The sequence below is a fragment of the Planomonospora parontospora genome, from assembly GCA_014647935.1.
Lineage (GTDB): Bacteria > Actinomycetota > Actinomycetes > Streptosporangiales > Streptosporangiaceae > Planomonospora > Planomonospora parontospora.
In genome coordinates, this window is the sequence record BMQD01000012.1 from 51,755 (window position 1) to 67,577 (window position 15,823).

The window sequence follows — 15,823 nt, forward strand, 5'->3', positions numbered from 1 at the left end:
CCGTCACGTGCCTCCGCTCTCCATCGGCAGGCCGGCCACCTGCCATTCGAGCATGCCGTCGGCGAGGCGCTTGGCGTTCATGCCGCGGCCGGCGAGCAGGCGCACCGCCTCCGGAGCGAACACGCAGTAGGCGCCGCGGCAGTAGGCCACGATCTCGGCGTCGACCGGCAGCTCGTTCAGCCGGTCCGGCAGCTCGTCGATGGGGATGCAGACGGCGCCGGGGATGTGCCCGGCCTCGAACTCCTCGTAAGGGCGGACGTCCAGTACGGTGATCTGTCCTGACGCCGCCCGTTCGAGCAGCTCCTCGCGGGTGACCTCCTCGGTGTGTTCTCCCAGGTACGCCGCCACCGCGACCTGCACGTCCGCCAGGTGGGTGGCCGCCACGTTGCGCAGACGCGCGTACAGGTCGACGACGTCGTCACCGGCCAGGCGGTAGAGCACACGGGTCCCCTCGCGGCGGGTGGAGACCAGGCCGCCCTGTTTGAGGGTCTGCAGATGGGCCGAGGTGCTCGTGACGCCCAAGCCTGCGGTCTGGGCCAGGATCTCGACGCTCCGTTCTCCCTGTGCGAGCAGGTCAAGGAGCTCTAGCCGCTTCCCATGACCAAGAGCCTTACCGACCCGGGCGATTTGGTCGAAAAGGGAGGCTTTCCTAGCCGGATCTCCGACCATATAATCCTCCAAGGAGCAATGGATTAATGGATGCATGGAGGAGTATAGCTTTTTTGATCGTCACTGTCCCCGTTTTCCTTGCTTCGTCAAGCACCGATGCACGACGTCTGCGCTGGTCGTGGCGATCCAGCGCGTCCGAGCCTGATCGATGGCTCTTCTGCTGCGTGTCCGCACCGAAAAGATGATCACGTCTCAGTTCGGCGGGAGCTCTGCACCATGTCAAAGACCGTTGTAGTCCTCGGGGCCGGCGTCGGCGGCCTGACCGTCGCAAGCCGTCTTCGCGAGCGGCTTCCCGACAAAGACCGCATCCTCCTCATCGACCGTTCCTTCGACGGGACGCTGGGTCTGTCCCTGCTGTGGATCATGCGGGGGTGGCGTACCCCCGAGGACGTCCGGGTCCGGCCGACGGCCACCGCCCTGCCGGGCATCGAGATGATCACTGCGTCCGTCACGCTCATCGAGCCGGAACGGCGCCGGGTCCTCACCGACGTCGGCGGGTTCGACTGCGACGCCCTGGTGATCGCGCTCGGAGCGGAGCTGGCCCCTTCCCAGGTCCCCGGGCTGGCGGAAGCCCTCGAGAGTGAGAGCGCCGTGGAGTTCTACACCGCACAGGGCGCGCTCTCCCTTCACCGGAAGCTGCTGGACCTGCGCCAGGGCCGTCTGGTGGTGCTGATCGCCGGCCTGCCCTTCAAGTGCCCCGCCGCTCCTTTCGAAGCCGCGTTCCTGGCCGCGGACCTGCTGCGGGAGCAGGGGGCCCGGGAACACGTGCAAGTGGACACCATCACTCCGGATCCGCTGCCCATGCCCGTCGCCGGTCCCGTCGTGGGCCAGGCGCTCGTGGACATGCTCGGCCATCACGGCATCGGCTTCCTTGCCCAGCGGGCGGTGGAGAAGGTCGACGGTGACGCGCGGGAACTGGTCTTCCGCGACGGGAGCCGCGAGGGCTTCGACCTTCTGGCCGTCGTGCCGCCGCACCGGCCGCCCGCTTCCGCGGCGGGGACGGGCCTGGGCGGTGCCGGATGGATCCCCGTCGACGCGCGCACTCTGGCCACGGGGGCCGAAGGGGTGTGGGCGCTGGGCGATGCGACGCTGCTGACCCTTCCCAACGGCAAGCCCTTGCCCAAGGCGGCCGTATTCGCTGAAGGGGCGGCCGATGTGATCGCCTCCGGGGTGGCGCGCCACCTCGGGTACGACGCCCCGGAACCCTGGTTCACGGGCTACGGATCCTGCTACATCGAACTGGGAGGTCACCTGGCGGCCAAGGGGGAGGGGAACTTCCTCGAACCGCCGGCGCCCGAGGTGACGCTGTATGAGCCTTCCGCTCGTTTCCACCAGGAGAAAGCAGACCAGGAGGCCGACTGGCTCAAACGCTGGAACGCCTAGCCCCGCCCGCCCCCCTGGTCTGGAAAGAAGTGATGAGCATGTCCACGCACACGATGAGCACCGTGCTCGGCGAGTTCGCCCGCGTGGCCAAGGCCATGGCGAACCCCGTCCGTCTCCACCTCCTCGACCTGCTGTCTCAGGCCGAGCGCAACGTCGAGGATCTGGCGGTCGCCGCCGACGTCCCCATCGGCAACACCTCCGCTCAGCTCAAGGTGCTGCGGGACGCCGGGCTGGTGTGCAGCCGCAGGGAGGGAACGCGGATCTTCTACCGGCTCGCCGGTGAGGACGTCACCTCCCTGTACGCCACCCTCCGGCAGGTCTCCCAGCACCGCCTTCCCGCGGCCGAGGCGCTGAGCGCCGGCCGTGGCGGCACGGCCCGGCCCGCCGAGGTCGTGACCCGGGAGGAGGTGTTGCGCAAGCTGTGGGACGGCAAGACGGTGCTCATCGACGTACGGCCGACGGTGGAGTACGCCTCCGCGCACATCCCCGGGGCGATCTCCATCCCGCTGGAGGAGCTCCGATCCAGGATGAATGAGATCCCCGTGGGCGGTGAGGTCATCGCCTACTGCCGGAGCGCCCACTGCCTTCTGTCCCGGGAGGCGGTCTGGCTGCTGCGGGCGCACGGCCGGTGTGCGCGCCAACTGGAGGAGGGGATGCTGGAATGGCGACTGCACTGCCTCCCGGCGGAATCGCAGCTCCGGCGCAGCCATGTCGTGCCCGCACGCCCGCGGGCCTACGTCCGTGCCTCTTCCGCGCAGAGCGCGTAGGACGCACCACACGACTCTGACAGTTGACGCTAACGAAAGGGAAGTCTATGATCAGTTGATCTCCGGTTGGGCGACGCCCCCGATCGAGTTCGGGTGGCGGGTGCGAGGTGGGCGAGTTGATATCCCCACGATGGAGCAGGACGTCCTCCTGCGAAAGCCCGGTCGGCCGGGATGTGAGCCCGGCCGGTGATGAGGAACGGCGCCGGCCTGGTCGCTCGCTAGAATCGAAGACATGAGCGGGGACCTGGACGACGTGCTGCGAGCCATCGCCGAGCCTCGCAGGCGTGCGATCCTGCGCCTCGTGGCCACGGAGGAACTGCCTGCGGGGCGCATCGCTGAGCACTTCGAGGTCACTCGTTCAGCGGTCTCCCAGCACCTGCAGGTGCTCAAGGACGCCGGGTTGATCGTCGAACGACGTGACGGTACTCGCCGGATCTACCGCGCCAGCGAGGAAGCCCTGGCTCAGCTCCGCGACCTTGTCGAATCCCTGTGGCGGGACAGCATGATCAGGGCGCGTGACACGGTTGAGGGCATTGATGTCGGAGTGCGTAACGAGTCGGCGGTCGGCTGACACATCTGGCAGACTGAGAACGCCGTTCCGCCGTCTGCTGAGGTCATACCGATGAAAAGCTCGACCGGGGTGGAGCCGATCCGCCATGCCGTCACCGTTGAGGCGGATCAGGCCCGGACCTTCAGCACCTTCACCAGGCGGCTGGTGACGTGGTGGCCCATCGACTCGTTCGCCATCGAGCCGGGAAATGTTCAGGACGTGCGCGTCGAAGAGCATGTCGACGGCCGGATCTATGAAGTGCTGAAGGACGGCAGGGAGCGCGACTGGGGTCATATCCTGCGCTGGGAGCCGCCGGCACTGGTGGCTTTCACTTGGGAAGTCATCCAAGGTCCCGTCTTCACGGAAGTCGAACTCGTCTTCAAGCCTCTGGGTCCTTCCCTCACCCGCGTGGAAATGACCCACAAGGGCTGGGAGAACCTCACGCCCCTGCTCATGGACTACTACTTGGCGCACCAGTCGGGCTGGCCGATGATCCTTGGTCGCCTCCAGTCGGCCTGTTCTGCTTAGCCCCTCTGAACTGGTTCTTTACTTGCCGGCCGCCGCCGGATCATGCGCGGCCGGGTTCTCGGCATCGTCTGCCAACACCTCCCTTGACTGCTGCCGAATATTGCCGTTGTATTCCAACCATGCGCCGCCCGGTCATTGATCGAATAACCTGCGAGCGCATGCTCACGGTAGCGGATCCATGGCGGCGCATTATTCAAAAGATTATTATATAATTTGTTCTTCCAGGTCGAGCCCTTGCGGTTGATTTCGTGTTGACATTCGCCCGCCGGTGTTATTAGTTGCTTTCCAGGCCTCTCTCGAATGCAATGGGGTTTGGATGATGACCGCTTCGGGCTCATTACTGAGATCGTTGTTGCGCCGGCCGCTCGCCCTCGACGTCAACGATCTCGATCTCGGCAGGCGAGGCTTCGCACCCGCTTCCCCCCAGGCGCAACCGGCGCTCGACGCCGCCGTGAGGAGTTTCGCCACCGGCTACAACGCCGCGCTCACCCAGGAGCCGGATGAGCTCGCCTTCACGCGGCTCGACCCGGGTCTACGCGGTTTCGCGTTCGAAGGCGCCGCCATGAGCACGGCGCTGCTGGACCTGCTCGCCGGTACGAGAGGCCGCCGCCTGCACGCTCTGCACAACGGAGCCGGACAGCACTACCCCCACCTGATCCACGTCGGAGTGGGATGGGCTTATGCGCGTATGCGCCTGCGCCCCTGGACCGGGATCCGGTCCGGCCATCGGCTGCTGCGATGGCTGGCCTGGGACGGATGGGGATTCCATCAGGCGTTCTTCCGGCCGGTTCCCGTCTTCTCCGGCCGCGTCGAACGGGCAGCCCAGGGACCGGTCCTGCCGATCCGGGATCAGGGAGTCGGACGGGCGCTGTGGTTCTACGCCGGAGCCGAACCGGATCGCATCGCCGGCACCATCGCCGGCTTCCCGCCGAACCGCCGAGCCGATCTGTGGGCAGGGATCGGTCTCGCGGCCAGTTACACGGGCGCCCAATCGGCAGACGTCCTGGACCGGCTGCTGGAAACGTCGACGGACTACCACGAGCACCTCGCGCAGGGCTCGGCCTTCGCCGCGAAGGCCCACGACCTGTCAGGGGGAGTGACCCCGCAGGTGGCGGCCGCCGTACGGGCTCTCACCGGCGCCGAACCGCAGACCGCGGCCGGATGGACCGACGAGGCACTGCACGCCGTGCCCGACGGGCGCGTGACATCACACGACTACGAGGGATGGCGTGCTCGGATCCGTCATGCCTGGACCCTGCACACCGGAGGAGTGACCAGGTGAGAGGACGCATCAAGGTCCGGCTGGCCCAGTTCTGCGCCGCTGCCCTGGTCATCGGGGGATGGCAGGTCGCACGGCTGCCCGAGGCGTCTCCGGCGACGATAGCCTCCCTGACCGAGGACTTCTCCTTCGAGAGGCTGCCGTTGAACTCGGCCGTCACGAACCGTGACATCCGTACCGTGGCCCCCGCCTACGAGAAGATCAACCACTGGATCTCCTCTCTGGGGGCCGCCGTCGCCCTGGCCGACTTCGACGCCAACGGACGGGCGGACGACGTCTGCCTCGTCGACCCGCGCGACGAGTCGGTCACCCTGCAGCCCGCCCCCACGACCGGCGCCCGTTTCACGCCCGTCGCACTCGAGCCGTCCGGCCTCCCCTACGACGCGACCATGGCGCCGATGGGCTGCGTGCCCTCCGACTACAACGAGGACGGGCGGACGGACGCGCTGGTCTACTACTGGGGCCGCTCACCCGTGCTCTTCCTGGGGAACGCCGGACCGCCGACGTCACCCTCCTTCACTCGGCAGGAGCTCGTCCAGCCCTACCAGATCTGGAACACCAACGCCGTCTCCCTGGCCGACCTCGACGGCGACGGCCACACCGACATCGCCCTGGGCAATTACTTCCCGGACGGGGCGCGGGTTCTCGACCCCGAGGCCGACCAGCCCGAACTCCAGATGCAGGACTCGATGTCGGCCGGCTACAACGCCGGGCGCAACCGCGTGCTGCTCTTCCAGGGAGCGCAGGGCGGCAAGACGCCGCAGGCGCGTTTCAGCGAGGCGGCCGGGGCGTTCACTCCCGAGATGGCGAACGGATGGACGCTCGCCCTGGGCGCCCAGGACCTGGACGCCGACGGACTCGCCGAACTGTACGTCGCCAACGACTTCGGTCCCGATCGGCTGCTGCACAACATCTCCACACCGGGCAAGCCGCGCTTCCGGTTGATGGAAGGAGTGCGCCACTTCGCCACCCCCAAGTCGAAGGTGCTGGGAAAGGACTCGTTCAAGGGGATGGGGGTCGCGTTCTCCGACCTCAATCAGGACGACGTCCCTGACATGGTGGTCAGCAACATCACCGAGGACTACGCCCTGCACGAGAGCAACTTCGCCTGGGTCAGCACCCGAAAGAAGGTGCTGGGCCAAGACGGGACCGCCTTCTACGACGACCGCAGCGAACCCCTCGGCATCTCCCGCTCCGGATGGGGATGGGACATGAAGACCGGTGACTTCGCAGGAGACGGCCAGGTGCAGATCCTGCAGGCCACCGGCTTCATCAAGGGCACGAGCAACCGCTGGCCGGAGCTGCAGGAACTGGCGATGACCAACGACGAGCTCCTGAGGAACCCGCACATGTGGCCGCACTTCGGCCCGGGAGACGATCTTTCCGGTGACGACCCCGACAGGTTCTTCGTGCGGGCGCCGGACGGCAGATTCCACGACCTCTCCACCCGGCTGGGGATCGACAATCGCGGACCCACCCGGGGAATGGCCCTGGCCGACATCGACCACGACGGACGGCTCGACTACGCCGTGGCCAACCAGTGGCGGCAGTCCTTCCTCCACCGCAACAACCGCAGCACCCAGCACCCCTTCCTGGGAATCCAGCTCGTGCGTCCGGCGACCTGCGGCGGGGCCCCGGAAGCAGCCACGGCCCCCGCGATCGGCGCCACCGCCCTCGTCCGCTCCGGAGCGGCCGGCGCCAGGACGGCGCAGGTGTATCCGGCCGCCGGGCACGCCGGCGTCTCCTCACCCGAACTGCTCTTCGCCCTCGACGACAGAACCACGGCCGCGAACGTGACCGTCACCTGGCGGGACGCCTGCGGCACCCGGCACGACACCGACCTGTCGCTGGCCCCAGGCTGGCACACCGTCCTGCTCACGACCGACGGCTCAGCACGGGAGATCACCCGATGAAACCCCCATCCGACCCGCGCACGAGCGCGCTGCGCCGCTTCGCGATATCGATCACCGCCTTCAACCTGCTCGGGCACACCGTCCTGGGCTTCGAACAGGCCTACGCCACGCCGCTCGTCGCCCTCGTGGCGGCCTATGGGCTGGAGCTCGGCCTGGAGAAGCTCGACGCCACGGTGAACCGGCGCCCGGTGAAGTACGCCGGCGGCTGGGTCCGGCTGGTCGACTTCCTGCTCCCCGCGCACATCAGCGCCCTGGCCTGCGCCATGCTGCTCTACGCCAACGACCGCCTCGAACCGGTGATCCTCGCGGTCATCGTGGCCATCACTTCCAAATACCTGATCCGGGTGCGGCTCAACGGCGCCTTCCGGCACGTGCTCAACCCGTCCAACACCGGCATCGTCGCCGTCCTCCTGCTCTTTCCCTGGGTCGGGATCGCACCGCCCTACCACTTCACCGAGTGGGTGAGCGGACCGCTCGACTGGATCATCCCGGTCGTCATCCTCGCCTCCGGCACGCTGCTCAACGCCATGCTCACGAAGAAGATGCCGCTGATCCTCGGCTGGGTGGGAGCCTTCGCCGCCCAGGCCGTGATCCGCACGGCGATCGACGGGACGGCGACGGTGACGGCGCTGACCGTGATGACCGGGACCGCCTTCGTGCTCTTCACCAACTACATGATCACCGACCCGGGCACGACCCCCGTCAAGCCGGAACGCCAGGTGCTGTTCGGAGTCGCGGCCGCCGCGGTGTACGGGCTGCTGGTGCACGTCCACATCTCGTTCGGGCTCTTCTTCGCGCTGGTCATCGTGTGCGCCATCCGGGGCACGGCGCTCGCCGTCGTCTCCCTGCGCCGGCATCGCGAGCAGCCGGTACCTGTTCCGGCCCGCGAGGCCTCGACCCGGCGTTCCCTCCCGAACCTCGCACCCGAGCAAGCCGCGAACAGGACGTGACCTGATGTACGAACCCATCGCGATCGTCGGCGCCGCCTGCCGGTATCCCGATGCCGGCGACCCCGACGAGCTGTGGGAGATGGTGCTGTCCGGGCGGAGGGCGTTTCGCCCCCTCCCTCCCGGGCGGCTCAACCTCGACGACTACGCGGCCGCCGGCGCCGACGGCACCTACGCCAGGTTCGCCGCCGTGCTGGAGGGCTGGACCTTCGACCGGACCCGGTTCAGGATTCCAGGTCCCACCTACCGCGTCACCGACCCCGCCCACTGGCTCGCCCTGGAGGTCGCCGCGGACGCGCTCGCCTCCGCGGGCCATCCCGAAGGCCGCGGCCTCGACCGCGACCGCGTGGGCGTCGTCATCGGCAACAGCATGAACGGGGAGTTCAGTCGCGCCTCCGTACTGCGGCTGCGCTGGCCCTACGTGCGCCGTGTACTCCAGCACGCGCTGACCGCGGAGGGCTGGGCTCCCGAAGCCCAGGCGCGCTTTCTCACCGGCCTCGAGCAGACGTACAAGAATCCCTTTCCGGAACCGAACGACGAGACCCTGGCCGGCGGGCTGGCCAACACCATCGCCGGTCGCATCTGCAACCATTTCGATCTCCACGGTGGCGGATACACCGTGGACGGAGCATGCTCGTCCTCGCTGCTGTCCGTCATCACGGCGGCCCGGGCACTGCGAGCCGGGGACATCGACGTGGCCATCGCCGGCGGTGTCGACCTGAGCCTCGACCCGTTCGAACTCGTGGGGTTCGCCCGGACCGGTGCGCTCGCCACCTCGGCGATGCGGGTCTACGACGCCGATCCCACCGGTTTCTGGCCGGGCGAGGGATGCGGCATGGTGGTCTTGATGCGGGCCGAGGACGCGGTCGCGGCCGGCCGGCCGCCACTGGCCCTGATCCGCGGTTGGGGCGTCTCCTCGGACGGCAGAGGAGGAATCACCCGGCCGGAACGGACAGGCCAGCTGCTCGCCGTCCACCGGGCCTACGAGCAAGCCGGATTCGGGCCGGAGACCGTGGCGCTGTTCGAGGGGCACGGGACCGGGACGGCCGTGGGCGACGCCGTGGAGATCGCCGCGCTGGCCGAGGCGCAGCGCGCAATGAGGACTCTCGATCCCGCCGCGCTGGGCTCCATCAAGGCGAACATCGGCCACACCAAGGCCGCAGCCGGGGTGGCCGGACTCCTGAAAGCCACCATGGCCCTGCACCGGCAGGTGATCCCGCCGACAACGGGGTGCGAGGAACCACACGAACTGCTGCGTGCTCACGGGGTGCCGCTGCGCGTGGTCCGCGACGCCGAGACCTGGCCGCAAGAGGCTCCGCTGCGTGCGGCGGTGAGCGCCATGGGCTTCGGCGGGATCAACACGCACCTGGTCCTGGAATCACCGGCGCCGCGCCGGCGTCCCGCGTTCACCGCCAGGGAGCGGCGCCTCGCCCGGCGCCCGCTCGGTCACGAGGTGTTCGTCTTCGGGGCGGCCTCAACCGAGGATCTCCTCACGCAGCTCGACCGTGCGGCCTCCGCCGCCGCGTCCCTCTCCTTCGCCGAGCAGGCCGATCTGGCCGCGAGCCTGGCACGGACCGCGGCGGGCGCGCGCCATCCCCACCGCGCCGCCGTGGTGGCGGCGAACCCGGAACAGCTCGCCCGCCGGGCCCGGCAGGCCGCTCAGCTCGTCGCTGACCGCCGCGACGACGGGTTCGTCACACTGCCCGGGATCTGCGTCGGAAACGGCGCCCCCGGCAGAGCGGGCCTGCTGTTCACCGGGCAGGGCACGGCCGTGCCGGCCGGACCCGGCGCACTCGGCGCCGTACTCCCCGGCGTCGAAGACCTCTTCGACGAGGCGTCCTCCCACACCGGCACCGTCGACACGGCCGTGGTCCAGCCGGCGGTCGTCAAGGCGTCCCTGGCGGGACTGCGCTGGCTGAACCGGCTGGGCGTCGACCCCTGCGGAGCCGTCGGGCACAGCCTCGGCGAGATCACCGCCCTGCACTGGGCCGGGGCACTCTCCGAGGACGACACCATCGGCCTGGTCACAGCCCGGGGCCGCATCATGAGCGACCACGGCGCACCTCACACCGGAATGGCCTCGATCATCGCCGGGGACGAGCCGCTCCGCCGGCTCACCTCCGGAACCGAGGCCGTCGTCGCCGCCGACCACGGAGCCGCACACGTGGTGGCCGGCCCCATCCGGGACCTGGAGCGGATCCTGGAGCGGTGCCGCGAGCAGAACATCTCCGCCAAGCGGCTGAGCGTCAGCCACGGTTTCCATTCGCCCGCCTTCACCGCGGCCGAACCCCGGCTCGCGTCCCACCTCGGCCAGGTCGCCCTGGAGGCCCCGGCCCGTCCGGTGTACTCCACGGTGAGCGGAGGGCTCCTCGACGGTGACGCCGACCTCCGCCGGCTGCTCACCGCGCAGCTGACCGCCCCGGTGCTCTTCCGCCAGGCCGTATCGGAGCTGGCCAAGTCCTGCGACCTGCTGATCGAGATCGGCCCCGGACACGCGCTCGCGTCACTCGCCGAGGACATCACCGGTGTCCCGGCCTTCGCCCTGGACATCGGCGCGACCTCGGGCCGGGAGCTGTGCCACGCGGCCGGAGCGCTGTACGCCTGCGGCGCCGCGGACGACCTGCGGCCGATGTTCGCCGAGCGCTTCCACCGGGAATTCGACCTGTGGCGGGATCTCACGTTCCTGGAGAACCCCTGCGAGCGGGCACCGGAATCCCTCGCGCTGCCCGGTGCGCCGGTTCCCGTCGCCCCTTCGTCTCCGGCCGAGGAACACGGCCTGCAAGAGGACGTCTCCTCCGCCGTCAGGAAAGTGGTGGCCGAGGCCATCGAACTGCCCGTCGACGCCATCGGCGCCGACGACCGGCTGCTGAGCGACCTGCACCTGAACTCGCTGCGGGTGGTGCAGCTCGTCACCCAGGCGGCCGCGGTCTGCTCACGCGCCGCCCCGGTGGAACCGCTGGTCGCGTCCGATGTGTCGGTGTCGGAGCTGATCGGTCTGATCGAGGCGCTTCCTCCCGCGTCGGATGGCGCCCATGAGCCTGCGGTACCCCCCGGGGCGGCCGAATGGCATCGGATCCTGGGCCCGCGTCGCGAACCCGTCGAACTGGCGGAGGAGGCCACCGACCACACCTGGCGGGTATGGGGGAGAGGCGCGCTACGCGCCGAGCTGGAACCGTTGCTGCGCACCGATGACTGGCAGCCCTCGGCCGAGCTGGTCCTCCTGCCGGAGGACCCCGATGACCAGGACATCGCGGGGCTCCTCGACGTCGCGAAGGCGGCGGTCGACAAGGCGGTCCCGCTCGCCGTGATCGAGCAGGGGGACACGGCCGCGGGTTACCTGGCCACCATCCGCCAGGAGCACCCGGACCGGGCGGTCCGCTGGATCGGCGGGGTGTCTGCCGGAACCGCCGCCGCGGTCGCCCGCGCCCTGCGCTCCTCCCCGGACGAGCACCCCGAGCTCGTGATCGACGAGAACGGCAGGGTCTGCACCGTCACGTACGCGCCCCTCCCGCTTGCCCCCGCGCAGGAGGTGCCGCTCGGCGGTGACGACGTCGTCCTGGTCACCGGCGGCGGCAAGGGCATCGGATTCCAGACCGCGCTCGCCCTCGGCCGGTCGTACGGGGCCCGGATCGCGCTCCTGGGCCGCAGCAGGCCGCAGGACGACGACGAGCTGCGCGCGAACCTCTCCCTGCTGGAAGAGCTGAACATCCCGCACCTCTACGTGACCGCCGACATCGCCGACACGTCGGCCGTACGGCAGGCCGCCGCGCGCATCACCGGAGAACTCGGACAGGTCACCGCGGTCGTCCACAGCAGCGGTGTCAACCATCCGAAGCGTTTCACCGAACTGGGCGCGGCCGACTACGCCGAGCACGCCGCGCCCAAGTACCACGGCCTGCGTGCACTCGTCGACGCCCTCGACACCGCATCGCTGCGCCTGCTGATCACCTACGGGTCGGTCATCGGCAGGTTCGGCCTGCCGGGCGAGGCCCACTACGCGCTGGCCAACGGCCGGATGCGCGAGCTGGCCCGCGTCCTGGCCCGCGACTTGCCCGGGTGCCGGGTCTGGAACATGGACTGGACCGCGTGGTCCGGCGCCGGCATGGGGGAACGGCTCGACGTCCTCGACGGCCTCATGCGGGCCGGCGTGGTCCCGTTGCCGGTGGAGACCGGCGTCGCACTGCTGCGGAAGCTGCTCGCGGCCCGTCCGGCCGAGCCGTCCGTCGTCGTCACCGGCCGGCTGCCCCAGCTGGAGTCCCCCCGGCCGGTCGACGCCCATCCGTACCTTCGCCGGGTGCGCACGATGCTCGCCGGCGTCGAACTGGTGGCGGAGGCGGAGCTCGACGCCGAGCGCGATCCCTACCTGCGCGACCATCGCATCGACGGCCTCATGGTCCTGCCCGCCGTCTGCGCGATCGAGGCCATGGCCCAGGCCGCCACCGTGCTCACCGGACGCCCCGTCACCGGTCTGGAGGACTGCCGGTTCGACCGGCCGGTGATCATCCCGCAGGACGCGGTCCGCACGATCAGGATCTGCGCCCTCGTCAGGGACGGCGGCGACGTCGAGGTCGTCATCCGTAGCGACGAGACCGGCTTCGCCGTCGACCACTTCTCCGGGCGCGTGCCGCTCCGCCCGCCGCAACCGGTGGACCTCCCCGCCGGGCGCTCGCCACTGCCCGCGCACCGGGGAGGCGATCTGTACGGGCCCACCTTCTTCCACGGCCCCCTCTTCCAGCGCCTGCGCCGCTACGACCACCTCCAGGCGACGGCGTGCACGGCCGTCCTGGCAGCGGAGGACAGGTGGCGGTTCGGGCCGGGCGTCCGAGGCGGACTGCAGTTCGGCGACCCTTCGGTCAACGACGCCACCGTTCACGTCCTGCAGGCGTGCGTGCCGAACCGGCGCCTGCTCCCTGTGGGATGTGACGCCTTCACCGTCCAGCCCGGGCCGCGCGACGGCGATCTGATCCTCACCGCGGTCGAACGCGAGCACACGGGATCGGAGTACACCTACGACGTCATCGCCCGCGATCACCAAGGCAGGTCCGTGACCGCCTGGACGGGGCTGCGGCTTCGCGACGTCGGCCCGATCGAGCCGAGCGGGGGATACCCGGATGTGCTCATCGGCCCCTACCTCGAACGGAGCCTGGAGACGCTGCTGCCCGGCACCCCCGTCCACGTCGAGGTCCGGCCCAAGCCCGCAGGCAGGACCACCGGCAGGAGGAGCGCACACCGCGGAGCGCCGGGTCCGGCCATCGGCCGCAGCCACCTGGACGACCTGATCCTGCAGGTCAGCGGGACCACGCCGCTGGCCTGCGACTGGGAGTGGGTGACCGACGATCCCGGGCGTCTGCGGGCGGAGAAGGCCTGGTCCGGGCAGGCCGAGCAGATCATCAAGCTGACCGGTGAGCCGGAAGGATACGTGCTCACCCGTCTGTGGACCGCCCGTGAGTGCCTGGCCAAGTCCGGCCGCGCGGCCGCCCAGTCCCCACTGACCATCCAGGGCGCCTACGAGCAGGGCTGGCTCCTGCTGCGCAGCGGAGCCGAGCACCTCGCCTCCGTGGTGATCCCCGCCGGAGACGAACGCCGTCCCGCGGCGATCACCGTCATGTTGAAAGGAGGCTCATGAAGCGTTACTTCTCCCATGAGCATCTGGTGACCTTCGCCGACACCAACCTCGTCGGCAACGTCTACTTCGCCAACTACCTCACCTGGCAGGGCGCCTGCAGGGAAAGGTTCCTGGCCGCACACGCCCCCGGCGTGCTGAGGAGTCTCGCCGAGGACCTCGCCCTGGTGACGGTCTCCTGCTCGTGCGAGTACTTCGCGGAACTGTTCGCGTTCGACACGGTCTCCATACGGATGTCACTGCGCGACATCGACGTCAACCGTATCGTCATGGACTTCGACTACTTCCGGCTCCACTCCGGCCCCGGCCAGCTGGTGGCCCGCGGCGCCCAGACGGTCGCGTGCATGAAGCGGGCAGGTGACGATCTGGTTCCCGTCGACGTCCCCCGGGAGCTGTACCAGGCCCTGGAGGTCTACTCCGGCGCGACGCGACACCGCTGACGAGCGCGAGGAGGAGACGCATATGGCGGGCACGAGTCGGCCGGAGGTTTCGTCCGATGACCGGGGATCGCCCGTGCTCGGCGTCATCGGCTGTGGATCCATGGGCGCCGCCCTGGCGGAACTGTTCGCCGCCCGCGGCTTTCCGCTGTACCTGGCGGGCGGAAGACGACGGACCGCGCAAACGCTGGCGGCCCGGCTTCCCTGCGCCGTGGCGGCGAGCCCGGAGGCGGTCGCGTCCGCGGCGCAGGTGCTCGTCCTGGCGACGCCGGTCCACGTCAGCCGCACGGAGATCGCCCCGGGCATCGGGCACCGTCTCGGCGGCAAGGTGCTGCTGGACGTCTCCAACCCCGCAACGGCCGACCTGCACGGCACCGGATACCACTCGGCGGCCGAACTTATCGCGGACGCCTTTCCCAAGAGCTCGGTCGTCAAAGGCCTCAACTGCGTGTCGGCACGCCAGATCCGCGCGTTCATCCACGGCGGGCCGCCCTTCACGGTACCCGTCACCGGTGACGAGCCCGAGGCGAAACGATGCGTGGCCCGGATCCTCGACCGGTCCGGGTTCGACGTGGCCGACGCCGGGCCTTTGAGCAACAGCCGATGGATCGAAGGACTGACCGAACTGCTGCGCCGGATCGGCCAGGAGGAAGGGCTGGGTGACGCGGTGGGGTTCCGCCTGCTGCGCCTCGGCCGTGAGCACACGCACAGCGAACCGCGAGGGCACCCGCTTCCCGGTTCGACGTCCGCATCACGGAAGGAGAACTGGAAGTGACCAACACCGAGGCCGCAGCGGCCACGTCCTCCACCAGCCACGAGCCGAAACCCGCACGGCGGGGTGCCGTCATCGTCTTCAGCGTCCTGGCGGGCTTCGCGCTGACCGTCCTGTGGTCCGCCCCCTTCGTCGACAAGGTCATCGGTGACGGGGTCACCAGCGCGATCCTCGGGCACGAGCCGGCCGACGCACCCATGACCGGCATCCTGGCAGGCGTCGCCTTCGCCTTCGCCAGCGGTCTCGGCGGAACCTTCACCGCATGCAACATCGCTGCTCTGGGCGCCGTCGCGCCGATGCTGGGTCAGGAGCGCTCCGTACGCGGCCGCTTCACTCAGACCCTGCCGCCCCTCGGCTGGCTCGTCGCCGGGATGACCGCCGTGTCCGCCGTCTACGGCGTCATCGCCGGGTTGTTCGGCACCCACATGCCCCAGTACTCGACCGCCACGGTGAGCAGCGGCCTTGCGCCCCGGCTCGTCCAGTCGATGGTGGTCTTCGGAGTGATCGGTCTCGTCCTGTGCTATCTGGGCCTGGCGGCACTGAAGATCGTCAAGGATCCGCTGGAGGGAGCGTCGCGGCGTTTCCCCCACGTCCGCTCCCTCGTCATGGGTCTTCTGATCGGCGCGTTCCTCATCGGTCGTCCGTTCGGGCTCTACCGGCAGCTCTTCCGCGACGTCGCCGACAGCGGCAACCCCCTGTACGGAGCCTTCGCCTTCGTCGTCCAGTCGCTGGGGAACATCGTCGTCCTGGCCGTGATCTTCCTGCTCCTGGCCGTCGCCTCAGGCGGCCGCGTCCAGCGCTGGATCACCGCCAAGCCCGGCCGCGCCGCGGTGATCACCGCTTCCGCCTTCCTCGTGGCGGGCGTGTTCACGTTCCTCTACTGGGACGTTCGGCTCCTCGCCCGCACCGGCGTCATCTGGTACCCGACGATCACCTGGTACTGATCGAGCACTGC

At 69.6% G+C, this 15,823-nt stretch carries 12 protein-coding genes; 11 read left to right on the top strand and 1 reads right to left on the bottom strand.

Annotation, left to right across the window (positions count from 1 at the left end; genetic code table 11):
* Positions 1-3: 3 nt before the first annotated feature.
* Entirely contained in the window at positions 4-705 is a 702-nt protein-coding gene (locus tag IEZ07_RS19480; RefSeq protein ID WP_307729028.1) for an ArsR/SmtB family transcription factor, read from the bottom strand.
* 180 nt (positions 706-885) lie between these two features.
* Between IEZ07_RS19480 and IEZ07_RS19485 the strand changes: the two genes are divergently transcribed.
* The 11 genes from IEZ07_RS19485 (at position 886) to IEZ07_RS19535 (ending at position 15,812) form a co-directional block, all read left to right on the top strand.
* Positions 886-2,052, top strand: a complete 1,167-nt coding sequence (locus tag IEZ07_RS19485; RefSeq protein WP_191896045.1) for an NAD(P)/FAD-dependent oxidoreductase — start codon at positions 886-888, stop codon at positions 2,050-2,052.
* A 38-nt stretch (positions 2,053-2,090) separates the two neighbouring features.
* Positions 2,091-2,819, top strand: a complete 729-nt coding sequence (locus IEZ07_RS19490; protein ID WP_191896046.1) for an ArsR/SmtB family transcription factor — start codon at positions 2,091-2,093, stop codon at positions 2,817-2,819.
* A gap of 232 nt (positions 2,820-3,051) precedes the next feature.
* Entirely contained in the window at positions 3,052-3,390 is a 339-nt protein-coding gene (locus IEZ07_RS19495; RefSeq protein WP_189238827.1) for an ArsR/SmtB family transcription factor, read from the top strand.
* Between the two features lie 51 nt (positions 3,391-3,441).
* Positions 3,442-3,897: an SRPBCC domain-containing protein gene (locus tag IEZ07_RS19500; protein ID WP_191896047.1), complete on the top strand. Its 456-nt coding sequence runs from the start codon at positions 3,442-3,444 to the stop codon at positions 3,895-3,897.
* A gap of 316 nt (positions 3,898-4,213) precedes the next feature.
* On the top strand, positions 4,214-5,179 hold the full coding sequence (locus IEZ07_RS19505) for a DUF1702 family protein (RefSeq protein WP_191896048.1): 966 nt from the start codon (positions 4,214-4,216) through the stop codon (positions 5,177-5,179).
* Positions 5,176-7,089, top strand: a complete 1,914-nt coding sequence (locus IEZ07_RS19510) for an FG-GAP repeat domain-containing protein (protein ID WP_191896049.1) — start codon at positions 5,176-5,178, stop codon at positions 7,087-7,089. Before IEZ07_RS19505 ends, IEZ07_RS19510 begins: the two co-directional genes overlap by 4 nt.
* A complete protein-coding gene (locus IEZ07_RS19515) occupies positions 7,086-8,039 on the top strand; it encodes an enediyne biosynthesis protein UnbU (protein ID WP_191896050.1) in 954 nt (317 codons plus the stop codon). The genes IEZ07_RS19510 and IEZ07_RS19515 overlap by 4 nt, the downstream gene beginning before the upstream one ends.
* A gap of 4 nt (positions 8,040-8,043) precedes the next feature.
* The gene (locus tag IEZ07_RS19520; protein ID WP_191896051.1) at positions 8,044-13,662 is read left to right on the top strand and encodes a type I polyketide synthase; all 5,619 of its coding nucleotides are present in this window, start codon (positions 8,044-8,046) and stop codon (positions 13,660-13,662) included.
* Positions 13,659-14,099 (top strand): acyl-CoA thioesterase, encoded by a 441-nt coding sequence (locus IEZ07_RS19525; protein ID WP_191896052.1) that lies wholly within the window; start codon positions 13,659-13,661, stop codon positions 14,097-14,099. Before IEZ07_RS19520 ends, IEZ07_RS19525 begins: the two co-directional genes overlap by 4 nt.
* Before the next feature lie 73 nt (positions 14,100-14,172).
* Positions 14,173-14,871: an NADPH-dependent F420 reductase gene (locus tag IEZ07_RS19530; RefSeq protein WP_191896053.1), complete on the top strand. Its 699-nt coding sequence runs from the start codon at positions 14,173-14,175 to the stop codon at positions 14,869-14,871.
* Entirely contained in the window at positions 14,868-15,812 is a 945-nt protein-coding gene (locus IEZ07_RS19535) for a hypothetical protein (protein WP_204054475.1), read from the top strand. Before IEZ07_RS19530 ends, IEZ07_RS19535 begins: the two co-directional genes overlap by 4 nt.
* The last annotated feature ends 11 nt before the right edge of the window (positions 15,813-15,823 follow it).

What these genes read in the sequence shown, in the direction of transcription:
- IEZ07_RS19480 (WP_307729028.1), bottom strand. Translation starts at nt 705, where the DNA reads ATGCATCCATTAATCCATTGCTCCTTGGAGGATTATATGGTCGGAGAT.
- IEZ07_RS19485 (WP_191896045.1), top strand. Translation starts at nt 886, where the DNA reads ATGTCAAAGACCGTTGTAGTCCTCGGGGCCGGCGTCGGCGGCCTGACC.
- IEZ07_RS19490 (WP_191896046.1), top strand. Translation starts at nt 2,091, where the DNA reads ATGTCCACGCACACGATGAGCACCGTGCTCGGCGAGTTCGCCCGCGTG.
- IEZ07_RS19495 (WP_189238827.1), top strand. Translation starts at nt 3,052, where the DNA reads ATGAGCGGGGACCTGGACGACGTGCTGCGAGCCATCGCCGAGCCTCGC.
- IEZ07_RS19500 (WP_191896047.1), top strand. Translation starts at nt 3,442, where the DNA reads ATGAAAAGCTCGACCGGGGTGGAGCCGATCCGCCATGCCGTCACCGTT.
- IEZ07_RS19505 (WP_191896048.1), top strand. Translation starts at nt 4,214, where the DNA reads ATGATGACCGCTTCGGGCTCATTACTGAGATCGTTGTTGCGCCGGCCG.
- IEZ07_RS19515 (WP_191896050.1), top strand. Translation starts at nt 7,086, where the DNA reads ATGAAACCCCCATCCGACCCGCGCACGAGCGCGCTGCGCCGCTTCGCG.
- IEZ07_RS19520 (WP_191896051.1), top strand. Translation starts at nt 8,044, where the DNA reads ATGTACGAACCCATCGCGATCGTCGGCGCCGCCTGCCGGTATCCCGAT.
- IEZ07_RS19525 (WP_191896052.1), top strand. Translation starts at nt 13,659, where the DNA reads ATGAAGCGTTACTTCTCCCATGAGCATCTGGTGACCTTCGCCGACACC.